This is a genomic window from Nisaea sediminum (genome assembly GCF_014904705.1).
Classification (GTDB): Bacteria; Pseudomonadota; Alphaproteobacteria; order Thalassobaculales; family Thalassobaculaceae; genus Nisaea; species Nisaea sediminum.
Genome location: NZ_JACZCQ010000011.1, coordinates 22,098 through 43,868, shown reverse-complemented (window position 1 = coordinate 43,868; position 21,771 = coordinate 22,098). Strand labels below are relative to the sequence as shown.

The 21,771-nt window shown below is 64.3% G+C and carries 19 protein-coding genes; 6 read left to right on the top strand and 13 right to left on the bottom strand.

The window, feature by feature from the left end:
* Nucleotides 1-3: 3 nt before the first annotated feature.
* Entirely contained in the window at nucleotides 4-1,530 is a 1,527-nt protein-coding gene (locus IG122_RS20440; protein ID WP_193188101.1) for a Ppx/GppA family phosphatase, read from the top strand.
* Between the two features lie 21 nt (nucleotides 1,531-1,551).
* On the opposite strand, the gene rnd is transcribed toward IG122_RS20440, so the two are convergent.
* On the bottom strand, nucleotides 1,552-2,700 hold the full coding sequence (gene rnd / locus IG122_RS20435) for a ribonuclease D (RefSeq protein WP_193188099.1): 1,149 nt from the start codon (nucleotides 2,698-2,700) through the stop codon (nucleotides 1,552-1,554).
* Between the two features lie 190 nt (nucleotides 2,701-2,890).
* Between rnd and IG122_RS20430 the strand changes: the two genes are divergently transcribed.
* Complete coding sequence (locus IG122_RS20430) at nucleotides 2,891-3,895, top strand: hypothetical protein (RefSeq protein WP_193188096.1); 1,005 nt, start codon at nucleotides 2,891-2,893, stop codon at nucleotides 3,893-3,895.
* Nucleotides 3,896-3,950: 55 nt separating this feature from the next.
* On the opposite strand, the gene IG122_RS20425 is transcribed toward IG122_RS20430, so the two are convergent.
* Entirely contained in the window at nucleotides 3,951-4,280 is a 330-nt protein-coding gene (locus tag IG122_RS20425; RefSeq protein WP_193188094.1) for a DMT family transporter, read from the bottom strand.
* A 233-nt stretch (nucleotides 4,281-4,513) separates the two neighbouring features.
* Nucleotides 4,514-5,197 carry a GGDEF domain-containing protein gene (locus tag IG122_RS20420; protein ID WP_319024949.1) on the bottom strand — a complete coding sequence of 228 codons (684 nt, stop codon included), beginning with the start codon at nucleotides 5,195-5,197 and terminating at the stop codon, nucleotides 4,514-4,516.
* A 46-nt stretch (nucleotides 5,198-5,243) separates the two neighbouring features.
* Between IG122_RS20420 and IG122_RS20415 the strand changes: the two genes are divergently transcribed.
* Together IG122_RS20415 and IG122_RS20410 are read left to right on the top strand one after the other, a co-directional pair.
* Nucleotides 5,244-5,450 (top strand): hypothetical protein, encoded by a 207-nt coding sequence (locus IG122_RS20415; RefSeq protein ID WP_193188092.1) that lies wholly within the window; start codon nucleotides 5,244-5,246, stop codon nucleotides 5,448-5,450.
* A gap of 31 nt (nucleotides 5,451-5,481) precedes the next feature.
* Entirely contained in the window at nucleotides 5,482-6,291 is an 810-nt protein-coding gene (locus tag IG122_RS20410) for an EipB family protein (RefSeq protein WP_193188088.1), read from the top strand.
* 11 nt (nucleotides 6,292-6,302) lie between these two features.
* On the opposite strand, the gene IG122_RS20405 is transcribed toward IG122_RS20410, so the two are convergent.
* Nucleotides 6,303-7,655 carry a DNA polymerase IV gene (locus IG122_RS20405; protein ID WP_193188085.1) on the bottom strand — a complete coding sequence of 451 codons (1,353 nt, stop codon included), beginning with the start codon at nucleotides 7,653-7,655 and terminating at the stop codon, nucleotides 6,303-6,305.
* 36 nt (nucleotides 7,656-7,691) lie between these two features.
* Nucleotides 7,692-8,618, bottom strand: a complete 927-nt coding sequence (locus IG122_RS20400; RefSeq protein ID WP_193188084.1) for an ROK family protein — start codon at nucleotides 8,616-8,618, stop codon at nucleotides 7,692-7,694.
* A 138-nt stretch (nucleotides 8,619-8,756) separates the two neighbouring features.
* Here IG122_RS20400 and IG122_RS20395 point away from each other — a divergent pair, with 138 nt between their 5' ends.
* Both IG122_RS20395 and IG122_RS20390 read left to right on the top strand, forming a co-directional pair.
* Complete coding sequence (locus tag IG122_RS20395; protein ID WP_193188266.1) at nucleotides 8,757-9,152, top strand: response regulator; 396 nt, start codon at nucleotides 8,757-8,759, stop codon at nucleotides 9,150-9,152.
* Nucleotides 9,153-9,158: 6 nt separating this feature from the next.
* Complete coding sequence (locus IG122_RS20390; protein ID WP_193188082.1) at nucleotides 9,159-10,544, top strand: PleD family two-component system response regulator; 1,386 nt, start codon at nucleotides 9,159-9,161, stop codon at nucleotides 10,542-10,544.
* Nucleotides 10,545-10,626: 82 nt separating this feature from the next.
* On the opposite strand, the gene rpmG is transcribed toward IG122_RS20390, so the two are convergent.
* The 8 genes from rpmG to IG122_RS20350 form a co-directional block, all read right to left on the bottom strand.
* On the bottom strand, nucleotides 10,627-10,794 hold the full coding sequence (gene rpmG, locus IG122_RS20385) for a 50S ribosomal protein L33 (protein WP_193188080.1): 168 nt from the start codon (nucleotides 10,792-10,794) through the stop codon (nucleotides 10,627-10,629).
* A gap of 98 nt (nucleotides 10,795-10,892) precedes the next feature.
* Nucleotides 10,893-12,500: a S41 family peptidase gene (locus IG122_RS20380; protein WP_193188078.1), complete on the bottom strand. Its 1,608-nt coding sequence runs from the start codon at nucleotides 12,498-12,500 to the stop codon at nucleotides 10,893-10,895.
* Between the two features lie 46 nt (nucleotides 12,501-12,546).
* Nucleotides 12,547-14,808 (bottom strand): ribonuclease R, encoded by a 2,262-nt coding sequence (gene rnr / locus IG122_RS20375; RefSeq protein ID WP_319024948.1) that lies wholly within the window; start codon nucleotides 14,806-14,808, stop codon nucleotides 12,547-12,549.
* Nucleotides 14,809-14,821: 13 nt separating this feature from the next.
* On the bottom strand, nucleotides 14,822-17,488 hold the full coding sequence (gene topA, locus IG122_RS20370; RefSeq protein ID WP_193188076.1) for a type I DNA topoisomerase: 2,667 nt from the start codon (nucleotides 17,486-17,488) through the stop codon (nucleotides 14,822-14,824).
* Between the two features lie 62 nt (nucleotides 17,489-17,550).
* Complete coding sequence (gene dprA, locus IG122_RS20365; RefSeq protein ID WP_193188074.1) at nucleotides 17,551-18,693, bottom strand: DNA-processing protein DprA; 1,143 nt, start codon at nucleotides 18,691-18,693, stop codon at nucleotides 17,551-17,553.
* 65 nt (nucleotides 18,694-18,758) lie between these two features.
* Nucleotides 18,759-19,388: a glycerol-3-phosphate 1-O-acyltransferase PlsY gene (gene plsY / locus IG122_RS20360; protein ID WP_193188071.1), complete on the bottom strand. Its 630-nt coding sequence runs from the start codon at nucleotides 19,386-19,388 to the stop codon at nucleotides 18,759-18,761.
* Nucleotides 19,381-20,709 carry a dihydroorotase gene (pyrC, locus tag IG122_RS20355; RefSeq protein ID WP_319024947.1) on the bottom strand — a complete coding sequence of 443 codons (1,329 nt, stop codon included), beginning with the start codon at nucleotides 20,707-20,709 and terminating at the stop codon, nucleotides 19,381-19,383. Before pyrC ends, plsY begins: the two co-directional genes overlap by 8 nt.
* The gene (locus tag IG122_RS20350) at nucleotides 20,706-21,689 is read right to left on the bottom strand and encodes an aspartate carbamoyltransferase catalytic subunit (RefSeq protein WP_193188069.1); all 984 of its coding nucleotides are present in this window, start codon (nucleotides 21,687-21,689) and stop codon (nucleotides 20,706-20,708) included. Before IG122_RS20350 ends, pyrC begins: the two co-directional genes overlap by 4 nt.
* Between the last annotated feature and the right edge of the window lie 82 nt (nucleotides 21,690-21,771).

Genomic DNA, 21,771 nt, shown 5'->3' with positions numbered 1-21,771 from the left:
CGTTTGTCTGAGACATTCTCTCCAGAGTGGAAGGCCGGGATCCATGTCGATCATCCCGGGCTCGTCGGCGTTCTCGATATCGGATCGAACTCGGTCCGGCTCGTGGTTTTCGAGGCGGACGGGCGCATGCCGATCCCGCTCTTCAACGAGAAGGCCCTTTGCGGTCTAGGAGCGGGCCTGCAGGAAACGGGACATCTGTCGGAACCGGGTGTCCGCTCGGCAATGGAGAACCTCGAGCGCTACTTCACGATCGCCCGCGGCATGGGCGTCGAGGACATGAGCGTGCTCGCCACCGCTGCCGTCCGGGACGCGGCAAATGGGGACGAGTTCGTCTCCAGCATCGAGGAACAGTTCGGGCATCGGGTGACCGTCCTCTCCGGCGACGAGGAGGCGCGGTTGTCCGCACTCGGCGTCATCAGCGCCTTTCCGCAGGCGGATGGCGTTGTCGGGGATCTTGGCGGCGGCAGCCTCGAGCTCGTGGATGTGCAGAACGGGCAGGCGCGCCGCTTCGAAACGACCCCGCTTGGCCCGCTCCGGCTCGGCGATCTGACGGCGCAGTCGCAGGATGCTATGACCGCGAGGATCGACCAGATCCTAAGCGGCGTTGACTGGCTGGGCGCTCTCGACGGCCGTGACCTCTATGCCGTCGGCGGCGCCTGGCGCAGCCTGGCACGGGCCCATATGGAGCTCACCGACTATCCGCTGGAAGTGATCCACAATTACGCGATCGGCGCTGGCGAGGCCTCCAGGTTTCTCGAGGAAATCACCAGGATGGGCCGCAAGGACATGCGCGCGCTGAACGCGATCTCGAAGCGGCGCGTCGACAAGCTGCCGATCACGGCGCTGGTGCTGAAGCGGCTCATCGAGCTCGGACGCGCCCGGCAGGTCGTCTTCTCCTCGTTCGGTCTGCGCGAGGGCTGTCTCTACGATCGCCTGCCGCAGGGCGAGCAGGCGCGGGACCCGCTGATCGAGAGCTGCATGGACATCGCCTACAAGAGCAGCCGTTTCAGCCCGCATCCCGACGTGCTCGAGCGCTGGATCTCACCGTTTTTCGAGAATGTGCCCGCCAGCGAACAGCGGCTGATCCGCGCCGCCTGCGCGCTGAGCGATTTCGCCTGGGGCGAGCATCCGAGCTATCGAGGCGAGCATGCCTTCAACCGGGTGCTGCGTCTGCCGGTGGTCGGCCTGAACCATGCCGACCGGGTGTTCCTCGCCTGTGCCATTCTCTCCCGCTATACCGGCACCCTTGAGGAGGAGGGCACCTTGCGGGTGCGCAAGCTGCTCTCGCTGCGCCGGCGAGATCTCGCGCTCAATGTCGGACTCGCCCTGCGTCTGGCGCTCACCCTCTCGGGTGGCGCGACCGAACTGCTGGAAAGCGCTAGGCTGGAGCGCGAGCGGGACATGGTCGGCGAACGCGGCTTTGTCATCAGCATGCACGGCCACCAGGGCGGGCTCGCGGGCGACGTGGTCACGCGCCGGATCACCGCCCTCGCCGAAGCGCTCGGACAGGAGATCCGGATCGAGCATTGACGGGAGGGACGGTGTCTTTCCCTAGAGCCGCATCAGCTTGATTTTGCTGTCTTCGGCGGTCAGGCCGATCCGCCCATGCTTGAGGCTGATCGCGTCTCCACCGAAGATCTCGCGGCGCCAGCCTTTCAGGGCCGGCACGTCGGCATCGTCGTCGAGCGCGATCGCCTCGATGTCGGACGCGTTGGCGATCAGCCGCGCCGCCACCTTTTCCTCGTCCGAACGGATCTTCAGAAGAACTTTCAGAAGCTCTACGATCGGACCGGGAGCTTCCCGTTTGTCTTCCTTTTCGGGAAGGGTGGGGCACTCGGCCGTTGGCGTGGCGAGACCCTTCTCGACCACCTTGATGATTTCCTTGCCAAGGCGGCCGTTCGCGGTCTGGGCATTGAAGGTCCGGGTGCGCGCGAGCTCTTCAGGTGTGGTCGGGGCGTGGGCCGCGAGATCCATCAGGACATCGTCCCGCAGGATGCGGTTGCGCGGCACGTCGCGCTGGCGCGCCTCGCGCTCACGGAACGCGGCGACCTGTTGCAGCACGGCGAGGAATTTTGGCTTGCCGCTGCGGACCTTGAGGCGCTGCCAGACGGTCTCGGGATCCGGATCGTAGAGTTCCGGATCGGCCATCTTCGCGACCTCGTCCTCGATCCAGTCCTGCCGTCCGGTGCTTTCGATCTTCTGCACCAGCTTGCGGTAAACCTTGCGCAGATGCGTGACGTCGGCGAGGGCGTAGCCGAGCTGTTTCTCGCTCAGCGGCCGGTGCGACCAGTCGGCGAAGCGGGAACTTTTGTCGAGCCTGGTGCCGGTCAGGCTCTGCACCAGCTTGTCGTAGGAGACCTGGTCGCCGAAACCGCAGACCATGGCGGCAATCTGGGTATCGAAGACCGGCGCCGGAAGTTCGCCGCAGAGATGGTAGAAGATCTCTAGATCCTGGCGCGCCGCGTGGAACACTTTCAGGACGTTCCGGTTCTTCAGCAACTCGATCAGCGGAGCGAGATCGATCCCATCGGCGAGCGTATCGACCGCGACCGCCTTCTCGTCATTGCCGAGTTGAACCAGGCAGAGCTGCGGGTAATAGGTTTTCTCGCGCATGAACTCCGTATCGATGGTCACGAAGTCCTCGGAAGCGAACTCGGCGCAGACCGCGGCGAGCGCGTCGGTGTCGGAAATGATTGTCATGCCGGTTCTCATACACGGAAAAGCGGCCGAGCGGAATGCCGCGAACGGCACAAAACTGTCCCCTGATTTCAATGTCCTAAGTCTTCATGAGGGGCGCGGTAAAGAAACGGTTAACAACATGCCTTGCCAACAGTTCTGAAACAGCTACAATAAAGTCGAATAATGCGTTGATTCTTGCGGGGGAATCACGATGAAAAGAGGCCTGATTATCGCGGCCCTTCCTCTTGTGCTCGGGGGATGTCTACCGATATTGCCGCCGGCGATCCAGCTGGCGACGACCGGATTGTCCGGCATCGCCTTCCTGGCGACGGGCAAAAGCACCACCGACCATCTGATTTCTGCGGCCGTCGACGAAGATTGCTCGATGTTGCGGGTCGCCTTCGGCGACAAGCCCTGCCAGGAATACACCAGCGACCACCAGAAACCCCTGACCGAGATCGTGGCCTATTACCCCGGCGACGCGGACGACTGGATCGACAGGGCGTCTATCCCGAAAGGGGAGGTGAGTGGTAGCACGATGCTGGCCATGAGCACCGTCGGAGATCCGGACGTCAGGGGGCGCAACCGCTGGCCCGGCACGCAGGAAACCGACACTCTTCTTGTCGAGGCTCCCGTCGAAAATACAAGCGCGTCCGGGACTTTGAACGAGATCGATGCCGGCGTGACCGCAATCAAGGATCTGACTGTCACCGGGTTCGTGCCCGCCACAGCTTCTCTCGAACCGCAACCGCTCAAGCTGAAGAGCGTACCGGCAACGCCCGGACTTCTGGCGCTTCCGGTATCCTCGGACGTGAGCTGGAGGGTTAAGCCAGAGGCTCCCGCGCTCTCGGCCCGGCAGGCTCCGGAGCCGGTGCCGGTCGAGGCTGCCGATCGGACGTCCATGACGGTTCTGCCGGTGCTGCGCCCGGCTCGCGCGGTTCCGGGCAAGCAGACCTCGAAAACGCTTGATCTTTCCGAGACCTTTACCGAGTCCGGTCTGGCCGGGACGGATGGGTTTGCCCGAGAACAGGCAGGGGTGACATTGCTTCAGGACAGTTTCGCATCGGGCCAGGGAGCCGCGACGACGCAGCCGGTGATCATGTCGGTACGCCTGAAAGGCAGCCTGTTGCACCGTTTCGCGGGAGGAGCATTCTCCCGTTACGACGCGGTGGCCGCGACCTCCGGTTTCGAGCCCATGGTCCGCCGGACGAACTGACCGTCCTTTTTCCGCAGTTCCCGTTTTACGGTTGAGCCGCCGCGCCGCGGGCGGCTCAATGCACGCTGGCTTTCGAGAACAAGTGAATCACCGTGACGCCGCCCACGATCATCGCGAGACCGATGATTGCCGGCACGTCCGGCACCTGCCGGTAGATGAAAATGCTGGCCACCGAGACCAGTACGACGCCGAGCCCCGACCAGATGCCGTAGACGATCCCGACCGGCATTTCCTTCAGGCAGAAACTGAGCAGAACGAACGCGGCGGAGTAACCGAACAGGACCAGTATTGAGGGAACGAGGGTCGTGAAGCCGTTCGTTGCCTTCAGGGCCAGGGTACCGATGACTTCCGCGACGATCGCGAGCCCCAGATAGAGATAAGCCATCCGGCTCACTCCCGTCAGGATTGGAGATAAGCGGCGGGTTCCGCCGCGGGGCCGACCCTAGGCCTTTCGGCCGGAACGGGCAACCGCGGGCGATGCCGCAGCCCGGGCGTGAGCGCGCGCGCAAAGAAAAAGAGGGAGCCGATTTCTCAGCTCCCTCAAGGTTTTGCTCTAGGTGCTTGCCGACAGAGGAGGCAAATGCCCGTATCGACAAGTAGATTGCACGCCAGGGACGATCACAGCTCAGCGAATAGGCTGTTCTGCTTCCGCGCGTACATTGCGCGGTCGACCCTGTCGAGCAATTCGGTTTCGGTGTCGTCCGGCCCGTAGGCGTCGTGGCCGACACTTGCATGAAGATGGATCAGGGATCCGTGCCACTGCAGGACCCGGGTGTTCAGTTCGCGGTCGAGCGCCCGGATACGGGCGGCGGCGTCATCTTCGTCCGCACCGGACATGATGACGGCGAATTCGTCTCCGCCAAGCCGCGCCACGCTGTCGGTTTCGCGGGTCCGCGATTGCAGGATGCGGGCAACCGTGACCAGCAGCGCATCTCCGGCCGCGTGACCGTAGGTGTCGTTCACGACCTTGAACTTGTCGAGATCGATCATGAGGAGCGTCCCGGCGATCCCCTGGCGTTTGCAGGCCGCAAGGGCCGTCTGGAGACGATCGGCGAAACCGCGGCGGTTCAGCAGGCCGGTGAGTTCGTCGGTGACGGACAGGCTCTCGAGATAGGCGATCCGCTTTTCTTGGCGGGCGATCCGGTTTTCGGCTTCCGTCATCGCGATCATGGCGAGGCGCAGCGCGATCTCGGTATCGTCCAGACCTTCGTCCTTCACGATTTCCGAGGCACGGTTTGCGATATCCACCGGCATGCGGGAGAGGAGATTGCCGACGTCAAGATTTGCAAATGCGCTCGTCAATTGCGTGTCTTCCGGTTTCCGTTCTTGCGGGTGCATGAAGCCAGACATGTCACACCACCTGGTCGTTGTTTCTCGCCCTCATGGAATGCAGACCCTGTGCCAACGCGAATTTGAATTGGAACTAATTGAAATTAAGGAAATATTTCTTTCAACAGCCGGTTTTATTCTGCCGTGGGAACGCCATATTGTTGACCGGCAGGCAGGATTTGCCGGGTATGGGGAAAGCTATGCCGGGTCGGCGTGCTACATATGAGCCGCTGCCATCATGCCGGACGGAGGGACGTGTGGACTCAATCTTGAAGAAGGCTTTCGCGCTCTGCGCCGTGCTGGCGGGTGTGCTGCTATCCACCGTGGAGGCTGAAGCCGGCGCGGTGGACCGCCTTGTCCCGCACAAGGCGCTCTACAAGCTCTCCCTCAAGAGCACGGCGGCCAATACCGAGATCGTCGGTGTCGGCGGCCAGATGTCCTTTGAATGGCGCAACGAATGCGACGGCTGGGCGATCAACCAGCGCAATCTGATGGTGCTTCAGAGCGCCGAGGGTGGCGTGCGCAGCGTCGATTCCGTGATGAGCACCTGGGAGGCCAAGGACGGTTCGTCTTTCCGTTTTATCGTGAAGAAGGAATTCGACGGCAGCAGCGGCGAGACAATCGAGGGCCGGGCTGTCAGGGCGGCCGACGGGTCGGTGACCGCGGCCTTCTCGGAGCCGGAAGCCATGATGATGGATCTTTCGGCCGAGGTGCTGTTCCCGAGCCAGCATACTTTCCTTCTGCTCGACAAGATCGCGGCCGGAGAGAAGTTCTTTTCCGCCCCCCTGTTCGACGGCTCGGAGTTCGAGCCGGCGAGTTTCGTCTCGGCGGCGATCGGACGCGAGAAGACCGCCGAGGGCGGGGACGATCCTCTGTTGTCAGGCACTTACTGGCCGGTGCGCCTCGCGTTCTATGGCCCGGAAAACAACGCGGAAACGCCGGATTACGAACTTTCGGTCGACCTGCTCGCCAACGGGATCGCGCGCCACCTCGTGATTCACTTCAAGGAATTCACCGTGGACGTCACCCTGCAGCGTCTCGAGCGTCTCGCGCCCGCCGGCTGCTAGCGGCAAGCAGGTCAGTCCGGCCCGTCTTCCGCTTCGGGTAAGCGCGAGCTGACGCCCTGCTTTTCCATTTCCTGCTTGAAACCGCGGCCTTTCGTGATCGCTTTCTGGCCGAGCTTCGCCCGTACCGCGTCCATCGCGTGCTCCACCTTGCGCCGCCGTCCGAGCCCGGGATCGGCGAGGTCGGGCAGGTCCGCCCCGTCCGGATCCGCAAGGTCGGAGACGCCGATCCCGATCAGCCGGAACGCCCGTCCGTCGAGCTCGCGTTCCAGCAGCCGGCGCCCGGCCCGATAGAGCGTATCGGCCATCTGCGTAGGTCCGGACTGGTGGACCTGCCGGCTGATCTGCTTGAAGTCGGCGGTCTTCAGCTTCAGGACGATCGTCCGGCCGCTCAATGCCTTGGTCTTGAGCCGCCCGGACAGTTCCTCGGCGAGGCGCCAGAGGATCGGGTCCAGTTGGTCCAGGGTTCGCAGGTCCTCGGAGAAGGTGGTCTCGCAGGAGACGCTCTTAGTCTCGGATTGCGGGTCGACTTTACGGTCGTCGCGGCCCTGGGCGAACCGGGCGAGCCGGGTGCCGATGCTGCCGTAGCGGCGGATCAGAGCGTCTTCCTCCATGCCCTGGAGGTGCCCGACGGTCTCGATCCCATCCCGCCTGAGCTTCTCGTGCAGCGACTTGCCGACGCCCCAGATCGTGGTGACCGGGCGGTCGCGGAGAAACGCGCGCGCATCTTCCCGTCCGATGGCGGCGAAGCCGCGGGGCTTGTCTAAATCGGAGGCGACCTTGGCGAGAAATTTGTTGTAGCTGAGACCGATCGAAGCGGTGACGCCGATTTCCGCTTCTATGCGGGCGACGAGCCGGCAGAGGGTCTCCGCTGGAGGCGCGTGATGGAGGCGCTCCGTGCCGCCCAGATCGAGGAAGGCCTCGTCGATCGAGATCGGTTCCACCAGCGGCGTCACCGATTGCATGAGCTCGCGGATCTGTTTCCCGATCCGGCTGTATTTCTGCATGTCGGGCTTGATCACCACGGCATGCGGGCAGGCCTTCAGGGCCTTGAACATCGGCATGGCTGAGCGGATGCCGTAGGTCCGGGCGACATAGCAGGCCGCGGAGACGACGCCGCGCTTGCCGCCGCCGACGATGACGGGCTTGCTCAGAAGCTCCGGGTTGTCGCGCTTTTCCACCGTGGCGTAGAAGGCGTCGCAATCGATATGGGCGATGGAGAGCGAGCGGATCTCCGGGTGCGTCGAAACACGGGGCGAGCCGCAGCGGGGGCAGCGGGCGCCGTCCGCCGACGGCAGGCTCTCATGCCAGGAAAAACAGCTCCTGCAAATCGCGGGCAGTCTCGTCGAGACATCGCTCTCGGTCATCGTTCCGCTACCGGCACCGTATTGAGAAACCGGGATCTAAGCCGTTGCCGGCCACAGCCATGCCGCACCACGCACGCCGCTGGAGTCGCCGTGAACCGGGGGCCTTAGCTCCGTCCGCACGATATCGGAAAAGACGTGCGGCTCCCAGAGGCGCGGAACCGTTTCGTAGAATCGTGTGATATTGGACAGCCCGCCGCCAAGGACGATGATATCCGGGTCGAGAATATTGATGACATGTGCAAGCGCGCGGGCGAGGCGCTCCTCGTAACGGCCGAGCACCGCGTCGGCGATCCGGTCGCCGTCCTCGGCCCGCGCGGCGATCTCGCTGCCTGAAAGAGAGGCGCCTCCGGCCGAGACATGCTGGCGCTCAAGCGCCGGTCCGCAGAGGAAGGTCTCTATGCAGCCGTGCCGACCGCAATAACACTCGTCTCCCGGGCGCTCGTCGTCCCGGGGAGCGGGCAGGGGGTTGTGTCCCCATTCTCCGGCGATGGCATTGCGGCCTTCCAGGGCCTCTCGCCGGATCGCGATCCCGGCTCCGACTCCTGTTCCAAGGATCACTCCGAAGACGACCTCTCCGTCGCGCCCGGCACCGTCGACGGCTTCCGAGACGGCGAAACAATTGGCGTCGTTCTGAATTCGGACGGGCCGCCTGAGCGCCTCTTCGAGGTCGCGACGCAACGGCATTCCGATCAGCCAGGTGGAGTTTGCGTTCTTCACGAGGCCGGTATCGCGGGAGACCGTTCCGGGAATGCCGATGCCGATGGAGCAGCTTTGTCCGATCCGGTTTTCGGCGCGCTGGACCAGGCCGGTGATCGTGCTGATGGTGGCGCCGTAGTCGCCTTTGCGAGTCGAAACCCGCTCCTGCACGATGGGTTTTCCCGAGGGCGAAAGGGCAACAAGCTCGGTTTTTGTCCCGCCGAGGTCGATGCCGATCCGGAATTGGGACTGCTCGGGTCGGTCCATCCGTCTGTCCTGCTCAGATCAATGGTCACTTGCGCTTGGAGTGTTTAAACTGTTTATTCTTTTGTAAGTTATTAATTTTATCCAGTCATACAGGCTTGGATAAAACGCTGCGCGGAGAGCGTGGGCGAACGGGTTCTGATGGAGGACGGAGTGGCGGCAGAAACGTCGGTCGAGAAAACGGTACTCATTGTTGAGGATAACGAGCTCAACATGAAACTGTTCCACGACCTCCTCGAAGCGCACGGCTACAACATCCTCGGTACCCGGGATGGCATGGAAGCCCTTAAGATCGCCCGCGAGAAGCGGCCGGATCTGATTCTCATGGACATCCAGCTTCCGGAGGTTTCCGGCCTCGAAGTCACGAAATGGATCAAGGAAGACGATGACCTCAGCGCGATTCCGGTGATCGCGGTCACGGCTTTTGCCATGAAGGGCGACGAGGAGAAGATCAGGGAAGGTGGCTGCGAGGCCTATATCGCCAAACCGATATCGGTGAGCCATTTCCTGGAGACGGTTCAGAAATTCCTCGGATAGACCGCGATGCCTGGACGCGTACTCGTCGTTGACGACGTCCTGCCGAACATCAAGCTGCTCGAAGCCAAGCTGATGAGCGAGTATTTCGATGTGCGGACGGCCTCGAACGGACCCGAAGCGCTCGAAATCATCCAGTCCGAAGTTCCCGACATCGTCCTCCTGGATGTCATGATGCCGGGGATCGACGGGTTCGAGGTGTGCAAGCGCATCCGCAGCAATCCGGCGACGGTCCATCTTCCCGTGGTCATGGTGACGGCCCTCAGCGATCCCTCCGACCGCGTGCGCGGGCTGGAAGCCGGGGCTGACGATTTCCTGACCAAACCTGTCGACGACACCGCGCTCTTCGCCCGCGTCCGTTCGCTGCTCCGCCTCAAGGTAATGATGGACGAGTGGCTACTGCGCGAGAAGACGTCCGCGCATTTCGGCGTGCTCGAGCCGGGCGCGGGAGCGCAGGCCGTCGGATACGAGTCGGGACGGATCCTGCTGATCGAAGACAATCCGATCGATGCGGCGAATACGCGAAACATTCTGAATCGGGACGACAACAGGGTCTATGTCGCCGCCGACGCCGCACAGGCACGGGAAATAGTCGCGTCGACGGATGTCGAGCTGATCGTCTGCAGCCTGAACCTCGAGACGGAGGACGCATTGCGCCTCGTCTCCCAGTTCCGTGCTTCGGAACGGACGCGTCAGGTTCCCGTGCTGATGACGGGCGAGGTGGATCAGCTGGACAAGCTGGCGAAGTCGCTCGACCTCGGCGCCAATGACTACATCATGAAGCCGCTCGACAAGAACGAGCTGACGGCCCGCACCAGGACCCAGATCCGCCGTAGGCGGTTCCAGGACCGGTTGCGCGACAATTACGAGCGGTCGCTCTCGATGGCGCTCATAGACAGCCTCACGGGGCTCTATAACCGGCGCTATCTGGAGACCTATCTGAAAAGCCTGATGGACAGCGCGGTGGAGCGGCGCAAGCCTCTGGCGCTGCTGGTACTGGATATCGACCATTTCAAGGCGGTTAACGATACCCACGGCCATCTCGTCGGCGACCATGTGCTGAAGGCCGTTGCGGACGCCCTGACCAACAGCCTCCGCTCGGTCGACATGGTCGCGCGGATCGGCGGAGAGGAATTCGTCGTGGTTATGCCCGACACCTCGGAGGAGTTCGCCGAAGCGGTCGCCGAACGGCTGCGCAAGCGCGTTGCGGACACGGTCGTGGAGATCGAAACCGCGGACGAGCCGATCTCGGTGAAGATCAGCATCGGCCTGACCATGCGGCGCGACGAGGATCGGACGGTCGAGGACATGATCGGCCGCGCCGACAAGGCGCTCTACGGCGCGAAGAGCGCGGGCCGCAACCGGGTCGTCGCCGACATTTCCCAATCGGACTGAGCCGGCCGCCGGGAGAAATTCCGGACAAAACAAAACGGGCCGTAGAAACGGCCCGCTCTGGCAATCGTTCTGCGGAAGCCGCTTACTTGATCTTGGATTCCTTGAACAGCACGTGCTTGCGCGCAACCGGATCGTACTTCTTGAGCTGAAGCTTCTCGGTCTGCGTGCGCGGATTCTTCTTCGTGACGTAGAAGTAACCGGTATCAGCGGTGCTGACGAGCTTGATAAGTACTGTCGCGGGCTTGGCCATCGCCGTTCCCCATCGTTGGGAGTGAATTCGAAGGCCGCAAACATATCCATATCCCGGCACCTGTCAAGCGCCTATCGGGATTTCCCTGTCCGGCCGGTCTATTGCGCGGCGGCTGGCCATTTCGAGGCGATCAGCGAGGCCTCGAACGCGCGTTCGAACTGGCCCGGCTCGCGCAGCAACCTGAGGGCCAGGGCAAGATCGGTGTCGCCGGAGCCGGCAGCGGGATTCCGGCCGCTGCAACGCTCCATAAGAGCTCTCTGGATGCTTTCGTCGAGATCGTGGGCGATCCTGCGCAGCCGCAGCAATTCGCGCGCGCGGACGGCGGCCACACGGGCTTGCGAGCCGACGAACTGCAGCTCCGGATCCTGGATCTCGGCCGAACAGATCGTCGGATAGACGCCGAACGGACCGATCGGATAGCCGGACGGCGTGTACATCTTGGCCCAGGTGATGATCAGCTCGCCGTCGTTCGGCAGCCGCACGATCATCTGGACCGTACCCTTGCCGTAGGTTCGCGAGCCGATCAGCACGGCACGCCCGCTGTCCTGCAGGGCGCCGGCGACGACCTCCGAGGCCGAGGCCGAATCGCCGTCGATCAGGACGATGAGCGGAATGCCGACGGCGATATCCGGCCGGTCGGCCTTGAATTCCTTTTCCGAACGCGGGTGGCGGCCTTTTGTCAGCAAAATACGACCGTCCTCGATGAACAGATCCGCGATTGACACGGCATCGCGCAGGACGCCGCCGCGGTTATGCCTGAAATCCAGAATGATGCCGTTCATCGACGGGCCGATCCTGGCCGCTGCCTCGGCAATCTTCTGACGCAGGCTGGAGGCGGTGGCCTCGTTGAAGCTCCGGATCTCCAGATGGGCGCTGTCACCGATGCGTTTCAGATAAACCGTCTGTTCGATCACGGGGGCTCGCGTCACAGAGACGGTGCGCTCGCGATCTGCTGCCTCCGTCGTAATCCGGACGACGCTTCCGTCGGGCCCGCGCAACAGATCCGAGACTGCAAGCATGTCGAGGCCCGCGACAGCCTTGTCATCGATCGCGAGGATCAATTCGCCGACCGAGAGACCACTATGCGCCGCCGGACCGTTTTCGAAGACCTCCTTGATCTCGATCAGTCCGCTCTTCTCTGCCAGTACGACGCCGATGCCGGAATAGCCGCGGCGATGCGCCCGGTTGCGGGCGGCGTCGGCCGCCGTCGTATAGCGCGAAAACCGGTCGAGATCGGCAAGCGCGCTTCTGAAGACCAGATTGTAGAGGGTCTCCGGCGGTGCGTCGTGCAGCACGGGCGAGACCCGGCGGCCGGTATCGATGACCGCGGCCGTGAGCATGCTCCAGCGCGCCACATCGTCCGGTTCGGGGACGGTGAAGGCAGCGACGTCGCGGCCCTTGTGCCCGACGATCACCTGGTCGCCCCTGTCCGTCACGGTGACTGTATCGTCGAGCTTGCGCATTCCCTGCAGCCCGGTCACCACGAGCGACGGGAGGTCGGTTTCCTCGATATAGAAACTCGTGATGCCTTCGAACCCGGCGGAGAAAACCTCGGCCGCGGCGTCCCGGTCGTAGACCATGGGATCGACCGGAGCACGGGGGGCCGCACAGGCCGCAAGCACGGAGAACAGCATTGCCGTGACGAATCTCGACAGCCGGCGGCGCCGGGGCTGGCGGTCTCGATTGGTGTCTCTCTTCCGGTTCAACAACTTATGGTCCATCGGCCCACTATAGGCGCAAAAGCCTTACGCGTCAGCGGGACTTCTTCGGGCGCCCGCGTGCGCTTCCTTGCTGGCCATGTTTGTGCCGTCCGCGGTGCTTGCGCAAGCCGCCCGGCCGGCGCGACCCGGGGTGCCCGCCGGGCCGTCCTTCGGTCCCGCCGGAGATGTAATCCAGCAACAGCCCGCCGGTAAGCGGATCGGCATCGACGAGGCGAACGGTCACCGGGTCCCCGATCCGGAAGGTCAGGCCGGTCGCGCGACCGCTCAGCGAATGCCGGTGATCGTCGAGATCGTAGAAATCGCCGGGCAGGCGCTTCATCGGCAGCAGGCCGTCTGCGCCGATACCTGCAAGCGCGATGAAGAGACCGGCCGAACCGACGCCTGAGACCCGCGCCTCGAAGCTATTGCCGACCTGATCCTTCAGATAGGCGGCGACATAGCGCGAGATCGCCGAGCGTTCGGCCGCCGCCGCGCGTCGCTCTGTCATGGAGATGTGTTCGGCGGTCTCGTTGAAGGCCTCCATCTCGATCTCGCCGAGCCCGTCCTTGCCGAATCCGTGCGCATCGATCAACGCGCGGTGCACCAGCAGGTCGGAATAGCGCCGGATCGGCGAGGTGAAATGGGCATAGCGCCTGAGCCCGAGGCCGAAATGGCCGACATTGTCGGGGCTGTAGACGGCCTGGCTCTGGCTGCGCAGCACGAGTTCGTTGACGATGGTCTCGTGTATGCCGCCGCGGACCTTGGCAAGGAGTTCGTTGAAGGTCTTGGGCCGGATCACGCCGGAGGTTCCGAAGGGAAGCTCGAGCCCTTGGAGATATTCCTTCAGGGCCTCGATCTTCTCGGGATCGGGGCTTTCGTGGATCCGGTACATGCAGGGCCGCCGCTTGGCTTCCAGCGTCTCGGCCGCGGCGACGTTCGCCAGCACCATGAATTCCTCGATCAGCCGGTGGCTGTCGAGCCGCTCGCGCGGCTCGATCGAGGCGACCTTGCCGTCGTCGCCGAGCACCACCTTGCGCTCCGGGAGGTCGAGATCGAGGGCGCCGCGCTCGTTCCGGGCCGCGAGCAGCAGCCTGTAAGCGCCGTAGAGCGGCTCGATGATGCCTTCCGGCACGATGCCCGCTTCACCGCCGCCCGCCGCCGCCTGGACCTGCTCGTAGGTCAGCCGCGCGGAGGAGCGCATGAGGCCGCGCATGAACCTGTGCTTCACCTTCTGGCCGCGGGCATCGATCACCATCTCGACCGCGAGACAGGCCCGATCCTCGTCCGGTCGCAACGAGCAGAGACCGTTGGAGAGCGCTTCGGGGAGCATCGGGACGACGCGGTCGGGGAAATAGACGGAGTTGCCCCGCTTGCGCGCTTCGGTGTCGAGCGCGTCGCCCGGGCGGACATAATGGGCGACATCGGCGATCGCGACGAGGATGCGGTACCCGCCGGCATTCTTCGCGTCGCCGTCGGCTTCCGCGAAGACCGCATCGTCGAAATCGCGCGCGTCGCTGCCGTCGATCGTCACCAGTGGCAGATCTCTCAGATCCGTCCGTTTGCCGATCGTCACAGGTTTCGCAGCGTTCGCCTGCGCCTCGCAGGCGTCGGGAAACACCGAGGGGATCTCGTGCTCAGCGATGGCGATCAGGCTGACGGCGCGCGGCGCGGAGGCATCGCCGAGGACCTCGATGACTCGCGCGTGGCGCAGGCCCATCCTGCCGCGCGGCAGGATCTCGGCGACGACCAGTTCTCCCGGCTTCGCATCGGCCGTTTCGCCCGGCTCGACGATATAGTCTGCCCGCGCCCTGCGGTCTGAAGGGAGAATCCGGTAGTCCTTGCCCTCGCGCTTCAACTGGCCGACGACGCGTTCGCCGCGGCTTTCCAACTTGCGCATGATCCGGCCGCGGTATTTTCCCTGATCGATCCGCTCCAGCTTCACGAGCGCGCGGTCGCCGGTCCCAACGGAGGGCGCGCGGCTCGAGGGCGGGATGGTGATGGAGGGCGGATCGGTCTTTTCCCGCCAAGCAAGCGGACGGGCGCTCGCATGCCCGTCCTCGTCGATCCCGATGATGGCGACGACCGTCACCTCAGGCAGCGCCCCAGGCGCAGCCGCGCGGCGGTTGCGGCCGAGATCGATCAGGCCTTCGGCCGCCAGATCCTTCAGCAGGGCTTTCAGGGGGATTCGGTCGGCGCCCTTGATGTTGAAGGCGCGCGCAATCTCGCGGCGGCCGACCGGCGTCGGGCTGTCCTGGATGAACTCGATGACGGCCTCACGGCTCGGCAGTCCGTGAGGCGGCTTGCGATGGGTCACGCGTTCCGCCGGCCTAATCGTCCCCGGCCGCCTGGGCCGGGTCCTTGGTTGAGTCCGCTTTCTTCGACGCACTCTTCTTCGCTGCGGGCTTCTTCTTCGCCGCGGTTTTCTTGGCCGCCGCCTTTTTCGCAGGTGCTTTCTTCGCCGGGGCCGCTTTGGCGGTCTTTCCGGTGCCCGCCTTTTCGGCCTTGGCCTTGATCAGCTCGATCGCCTGTTCCAGCGTGACCTCTTCCGGAACGATGCTTTTCGGAATGGTCGCGTAGATCTTCTGATGCTTCACATAGGGCCCGAAGCGTCCGGCGCCGACCGTGACCGGCTTGCCGTCATATTCGCCGAGCTCTCGCCCCGCGCTCTTCTTCTTCGGATTGTTCGCGATCAGATCGACCGCGCGGTTGATGCCGATGGTCAGCACATCGTCGCCCGCCGGGATCGATATGTAGGTGCTGCCAATCTTCAGGTAGGGACCATAGCGCCCGATTCCGGCGAGGATGATCTCGCCGCTCTCCGGATCCGGGCCGACCTCGCGCGGCAGGGCAAGGAGCGCCAGCGCCGGTTCAAGCGTCACGTCCGCCGGGTTCATGCCCTTGGTGAGCGAAGCGCGTTTCGGTTTCGGATTGTCGTCCGTCTTCTCGCCGAGCTGCACATAGGTACCGTACGGCCCCTTGCGCAGGGAGACGTCGAGACCGGTGGCCGGATCCTGGCCGAGGATCTTCGGGCCGTTGGCGAGATCGGCGGTGCCGTCCTCGCTGCCGTCGCCGGCCTGCGTCATCTGCCGCGTGTACTTGCATTCCGGATAGTTCGAGCAGCCGATGAAGGCGCCGAACTTCCCAAGCTTCAGGCCGAGCCGTCCCTGGCCGCAGGTCGGGCAGGTGCGGACGCTGGCGCCGTTCTCGTCGACCGGGAAGAAGTGCGGGCCGAGTTCCTCGTCGAGTGCGTTCAGAACGTCCGAGATCTTCAGCTCTTTCGTATTGTCGACCGCCTCGCGGAAGGCCTTCCAGAAGTCCTGCAGGACCTTCTTCCAGGCGACGGTACCCTCGGCGATGTTGTCGAGCGCATCCTCCATCTCCGCCGTGAAGTTGTACTGCACATAGCGGGTGAAGAAGTTCGAGAGGAAGGTGGTGACCAGACGGCCGCGGTCCTCCGGAATGAAGCGGCGCTTGTCGAGCCGGACATAGTTCCGGTCCTGGAGCACCTGCAGGATGCTGGCATAGGTCGACGGACGGCCGATGCCGAGTTCCTCCATCTTCTTCACCAGGCTCGCCTCGCTGTAGCGTGGCGGCGGCTGGGTGAAATGCTGTTCCGGCATGGTCTTGTCGTGCGCCAGAGCCTCGCGTTCGGCCATCGGGGGCAGCAGGCGGTCGTTCTCGTCGTCGTCCTGCGTCGGGTCGTCCCGCGTCTCCTGGTAGAGCTTGAGGAAGCCGTCGAAGGTGACGATGGAGCCCGTCGCACGGAACTCTGCCCGGTTGTCGGCGGCGCCGATGATGGCTGTGGTCTGGTCAAGTTCCGCGCTCGCCATCTGGCAGGCGACGGTGCGCTTCCAGATCAGCTCGTAGAGCCGGAGCATGTCCTTGTCGAGATGCGCCGCCATCTGTTTCGGATGACGACGTACGTCGGTCGGGCGGATCGCCTCGTGGGCCTCCTGTGCGTTCTTCGACTTGTTCTTGTACATCCGCGGGCTGTTCGGGAGGTAGCGGTCGCCGAAATTCTTGCCGATATCGTCGCGGATGGCGAAGACGGCTTCCTGGCTGAGCTGCACGCCGTCGGTTCGCATATAGGTGATGAGACCGACGGTCTCGCCGCCGAGATCGATCCCCTCATAGAGCTTCTGCGCGATCTGCATCGTGCGTGAGGCGCCGAAGCCGAGCTTGCGCGAGGCCTCCTGCTGCAGGGTCGAGGTGGTGAAGGGCGGGTAGGGGTTGCGCTTGGTCTGCTTCTTTTCGAGCGAGCGCACTGAGTAAGCGCCGCCCTCGACGCGCGCGACAGCTTCCTTCGCCGCCGCTTCGGTGCCGATGGAAAGCTTGTCCAGCTTGGTGCCGTCGAGATGGGTCAGGCGGGCGGTGAAATTCTTCCGTTCCTTGGTGCGGAACTGGGCGTCGATGGTCCAGTACTCGTCGGTGCGGAAGGCCTCGATCTCGGCTTCACGCTCGCAGATCAGGCGCAGCGCGACGGACTGCACGCGGCCGGCCGAGCGGGAGCCCGGCAGCTTGCGCCAGAGCACCGGCGAGAGGGTGAAGCCGACGAGATAATCGAGTGCCCGGCGGGCAAGATAGGCGTCCACCAGGTCCTGGTCGAGATCGCGCGGATTGTCGATCGCGTCCAGCACGGCGCGCTTGGTGATCTCGTTGAAGACCACGCGTTTGACGTCGACGCCCTTCAGGGCCTTGCGGTCGGTGAGCACGTTCTGCACGTGCCAGGAAATGGCCTCGCCCTCGCGATCCGGGTCAGTCGCGAGATAGAGCCGCTCGGCTCCCTTCACCGCGCTGGCGATTTCCTTGATTTGCTTCTCGGCGCGCGGCTGCGCTTCCCAGACCATCGCGAAATCGGCATCGGGATCGACCGATCCGTCTTTTGACGGTAGGTCACGTATATGCCCATAGCTGGCGAGCACCTTGTAGTCGCTGCCAAGGTATTTGTTGATGGTTTTGGCTTTGGCCGGCGACTCGACGACGACAATTTTCATGCGGCTAACCGGACGTCCTTTCTTGCGGTGGTGGTCCGGTGCCGACGATTAAACCTCCGTATTTACAAAGGTTTATAGCGCCGCGCCACGTTGTTTCCCGGATGGCGTTCGGCCTCGCCGGCCAGCTCCGCTTCCAGAAGAATGGTAAGGACCACCGGCGGTGACAATTGGCATCGGCGAATGATTTCGTCAACCGGTAGAGGTGTCGCGTCCAGCATGGCGAGCACTGAAGCCCGCGCTGCGTCGTCGATTTTCTCAACGATTTGCGGTGCTACACCGTCGAGCGAATATTGCTCGGACGCGGCCGGTTCTTCGCGTATGCCACCTTCGAGAAGCAAGGTCATGAGGTCCTCCGCCCGTTCGATCAGATGCGCCCCGTCGCGGAGCAGGCCGTTGCTGCCGGCGCAGCGCGGATCCATCGGCGATCCGGGCACGGCGCAAACCTCGCGTCCCTGGTCTGCGGCGAAACGCGCAGTGATCAGGGAGCCGGAACGCTTGGCCGCCTCCACCACGAGCGTCGCCCGTGTCAGGCCGGAGATGATCCTGTTACGGGCGGGGAAATGTCGCGCCAGCGGGCGGGTGCCGATGGGCGCTTCGGCGAGCAGCGCACCTTCCGCGACGATGCGGTCTCTCAGCGCCTCGTTCTCCGGCGGATAGACGATATCCGCGCCGCCCGCGACGACTGCGATCGTTCCGCTTTCGATTGATCCCTGGTGCGCGGCGGTGTCGATTCCGCGGGCGAGGCCGGAGACGATAACAATACCATGCGCCCCGAGGTCGCGGGCGATCCGTTCGGTGAAGCGGAGCGCATTACCGGATGCGTTGCGCGCGCCGACGATGGAGATAGCCGGCTCCAGGAAGAGATGCGGATGCCCCATCAGCGAGAGCGCGGCCGGCGCGCCTTCGATCTGTGCCAGCATCGCCGGATAGTCCGGCTCGCCGATGACGATGAGACGGGCACCCTGCCGTTCGTTCTCGGCGATTTCCTTTTCGATCTCTCCGACCTCGGGAATGGCGAGCTTCTTTTTCCGTCCGCCCCGCCGCGCAAGATCCGGCAACCGGTCAAGCGCCTCCGCTGCCGAACCGAAACGGACGAGCAGGTGCTGGAAGGTGACCGGACCGACATTCTCCGTACGGATCAGACGGAGGCGGGCGATCCGCTCGGCCGCGTCCGGCGGGCCGGGGGACCGTTTGTTTCTGACCATGGCGGTTCTCCTCTCGGCCCTTTCATGGACGGGCCGGGAAGATTTCTGCGCAGGGCAGGGGGACTCTAGGCGGTTGGCTTGCTCTTGGAGAGCTTGATCTTGCTTTCTTCGCCCTTGAGCAGGCGGCGGATATTCGCGTGGTGGCGGATGAAAATCAGCACCGCCATGAACGCGGCGAGCTCCGCATGCTGCCGGTCGACCAGCCACTCCATATAGAAGGGCGCGGCAACGGAGGCTGTGAGGGCGGCGAGTGAGGAATAGCGGAACAGTACCGCCATCGCGAGCCAAGTCACTCCGGCAAGTCCGGCCACGAGGGGGGAGAGCGCGAGCAGGGTGCCGAACGCGGTGGCGACGCCCTTGCCGCCCTTGAATTTCAGCCAGACCGGATAGCAATGCCCGAGCATGGCGGCGGCTGCGGCGATGACCGCCATGTCCGGGCCGTACTGCGCCGCGACGAGTACCGCCGCCGCGCCCTTGCCGCTGTCGCAGATCAGCGTGGCGACCGCGATCAGCTTGTTGCCTGTGCGTAGCACATTGGTCGCGCCGATGCTGCCGGAGCCGATCTTGCGCACGTCCCCAAGCCCGGCGAGGCGAGTGAAAACCAGACCGAACGGCACCGAGCCGAGCAGATAGGCGGCGAGGCCGCAGGCATAAAACGGCCAAGTGAATTCGAGCGAGCCGAGCAGATCAGGCATCGGGGAACCTCCGCCGTTCCGGTACTGGCGCGGTCTCGATATCGAAGACGAGATTGCCCGCGCGATAGGTCTTCTCGACCCGGCCCTGGACCGGGCGCTCGTCGAACGGGGTGTTCCTCGATTTGCCGCGCAGTTCGTCCCGGTCGATCCTGACCGCGCGATCGGGATCGAACAGGATGAAGTCTGCAAGGTGGCCCTTGCGCAGGCGGCCCGCCGGGAACTTCAGCAGCTCGGCCGGGGTATCGGTCAGTGCCTTGAGCACGGTCAGCATGGGCACATCGCCGTTGTGCACCAGCTCGAGCGATACCGAGAGCAGGGTTTCCAGTCCGACGCCGCCGAAATCGGCCTGGCCGAAAGGCAGGCGCTTCTGGTCGCGGTCGCCCGGCGTGTGCGCGCTGACGATGGCGTCGATGGTGCCGTCGGCGATGCCCGCGATCACCGCGCGCCGATCGTCCTCGGTGCGGAGCGGCGGCGACAGCTTGGCGAAGGTGCGGTAGCCGACAACCTCGGACTCCGTGAGCGCGAAATAGGGTGGGGCGGTGTCCGCCGTGACCTGCAATCCGCGCGCCTTGGCCTTGCGGATCGCTTCAATGGCGTCTCCGGTGGAAAGGCAGGAAAAATGCAGCCGCCCGCCGGTCAGCTCCAGCAGGCGGAGATCGCGCTCCACCATCATCACTTCGGCGACGGCCGGAATGCCCGGCAGGCCGAGCCTTGTCGCGGTCTCGCCTTCGTTCATCACGCCGCTGCCGACCAGCTCCGGCAGTTCGGGGTGCTGGACGATCATGGTGTCGAACAGCCTGGCGTAGGAGAGCAGGCGCCGCATCACACCGGCATGGGCGATCGCCTTGCCGCCGTCCGTGAAGCCGGCCGCACCCGCTTCGTGCAACAGGCCGAGCTCGGTCATGATCTTGCCCTGCAGGCCCTTGGTCGCGGCGGCGTAGGAATGGATGTTGACCAGCCCGACATCGCGGCCGAGCCGTTCGACGAATTCCAGCACCGCGACATCGTCGACGATCGGGTTGGTGTTGGGCAGGCAGGCGAAGGTGGTCACGCCCCCGGCGACGGCGGCGTGAGCGGCGGTCGCCAGGGTTTCCATATGCTCGTTTCCGGGCTCGCCGGTGGAGACCCGCATATCGACGATGCCGGGCGCGAGGCAGAGCCCCTTGCAGTCCACGACATGAACGTCGTCCTGCACCGCGTCGACGAAGATGTTCGGGCCGATATCGGCGATCCGGGCGCCGTCCACGAGCATCGCGCCCTGGCTGTCGAGTCCGGAGGCGGGATCGAGCAGGCGGGCATTCTTGAAGATCGTGCGCTTCACTGGTTTTTCGCCCACGGTTCGAGCTGAGACTGGGCCAGCACCTCGAGGCAGGCCATACGGACGGCGACACCCATCTCGACCTGCTCGCGGATCAGGCTGCGTTCGATGTCGTCGGCGACGTCGGAGTCGATCTCAACGCCGCGGTTCATCGGTCCCGGATGCATCACCAGCGCGTCGGGCCTGGCGACCGAGAGCTTGTCGTGATCGAGGCCGAAGAGCTTGTAGTACTCGCGGATCGAGGGGATGTAGCTCGCCTGCATGCGCTCGTTCTGCAGCCGCAGCATCATGACGATGTCGCAGTCCGCGAGGCCGGTGCGCATGTCATGATAGATCTCAACGCCGAATCGCTCGAGTCCGGCCGGGATAAGGGTCGGCGGCGCCACGATGCGGACCCGCGCCCCCATGATCGAGAGCAGATGGATGTTGGAGCGGGCGACGCGGCTGTGCGCGACGTCGCCGCAGATCGCGACGGTGAGGCCGGTGATCTCGCCCTTGCGCCGGCGGATCGTCAGGGCGTCGAGCAGGGCCTGGGTCGGATGCTCGTGGCTGCCGTCGCCGGCATTGATCACGCCGCAATTGACCTTCTGGGCGAGCAGGTGGACCGCGCCCGAGTCCGCGTGGCGGATGGTCAGCACGTCCGGGTGCATGGCGTTCAGGGTGACCGCGGTGTCGATCAGCGTCTCGCCCTTCTTCACCGAACTGGTGCCGACCGACATGTTGAGCACATCGGCGCCCAGCCGCTTGCCGGCGAGCTCGAAACTCGTCCGCGTGCGCGTCGAGTCCTCGAAGAACAGGTTGATGATCGTCCGCCCGCGCAGGCTCGACATTTTCTTGTCCGCGCGGCGGTTGAGATCGACATAGCGGTCGGAAAGATCCAGGAGCGCTTCGATGTCGGGGCGCGACAGTCCTTCGATCCCCAGCAGGTGCTGGAGTCGGAGCGCGGGCGCGTCACTTGTGGCCGATGGCTGAGAGCTTGTCATTAAAGGCCCCTTATACGGACCGGGCCCATGGCCGGGCAAGGGTGAACTCAAGGAACAGGGAAACCTTCGGACAGCGGGCGGG

Coding starts and splice junctions, on each gene's coding strand:
- IG122_RS20350 (WP_193188069.1), bottom strand. CDS start 21,689: ATGACAAGCTCTCAGCCATCGGCCACAAGTGACGCGCCCGCGCTCCGA.
- rpmG (WP_193188080.1), bottom strand. CDS start 10,794: ATGGCCAAGCCCGCGACAGTACTTATCAAGCTCGTCAGCACCGCTGAT.
- rnd (WP_193188099.1), bottom strand. CDS start 2,700: ATGACAATCATTTCCGACACCGACGCGCTCGCCGCGGTCTGCGCCGAG.
- IG122_RS20430 (WP_193188096.1), top strand. CDS start 2,891: ATGAAAAGAGGCCTGATTATCGCGGCCCTTCCTCTTGTGCTCGGGGGA.
- IG122_RS20405 (WP_193188085.1), bottom strand. CDS start 7,655: ATGACCGAGAGCGATGTCTCGACGAGACTGCCCGCGATTTGCAGGAGC.
- IG122_RS20390 (WP_193188082.1), top strand. CDS start 9,159: ATGCCTGGACGCGTACTCGTCGTTGACGACGTCCTGCCGAACATCAAG.
- topA (WP_193188076.1), bottom strand. CDS start 17,488: ATGAAAATTGTCGTCGTCGAGTCGCCGGCCAAAGCCAAAACCATCAAC.
- IG122_RS20415 (WP_193188092.1), top strand. CDS start 5,244: ATGTCACACCACCTGGTCGTTGTTTCTCGCCCTCATGGAATGCAGACC.
- plsY (WP_193188071.1), bottom strand. CDS start 19,388: ATGCCTGATCTGCTCGGCTCGCTCGAATTCACTTGGCCGTTTTATGCC.
- IG122_RS20395 (WP_193188266.1), top strand. CDS start 8,757: ATGGAGGACGGAGTGGCGGCAGAAACGTCGGTCGAGAAAACGGTACTC.
- dprA (WP_193188074.1), bottom strand. CDS start 18,693: ATGGTCAGAAACAAACGGTCCCCCGGCCCGCCGGACGCGGCCGAGCGG.
- IG122_RS20400 (WP_193188084.1), bottom strand. CDS start 8,618: ATGGACCGACCCGAGCAGTCCCAATTCCGGATCGGCATCGACCTCGGC.
- IG122_RS20425 (WP_193188094.1), bottom strand. CDS start 4,280: ATGGCTTATCTCTATCTGGGGCTCGCGATCGTCGCGGAAGTCATCGGT.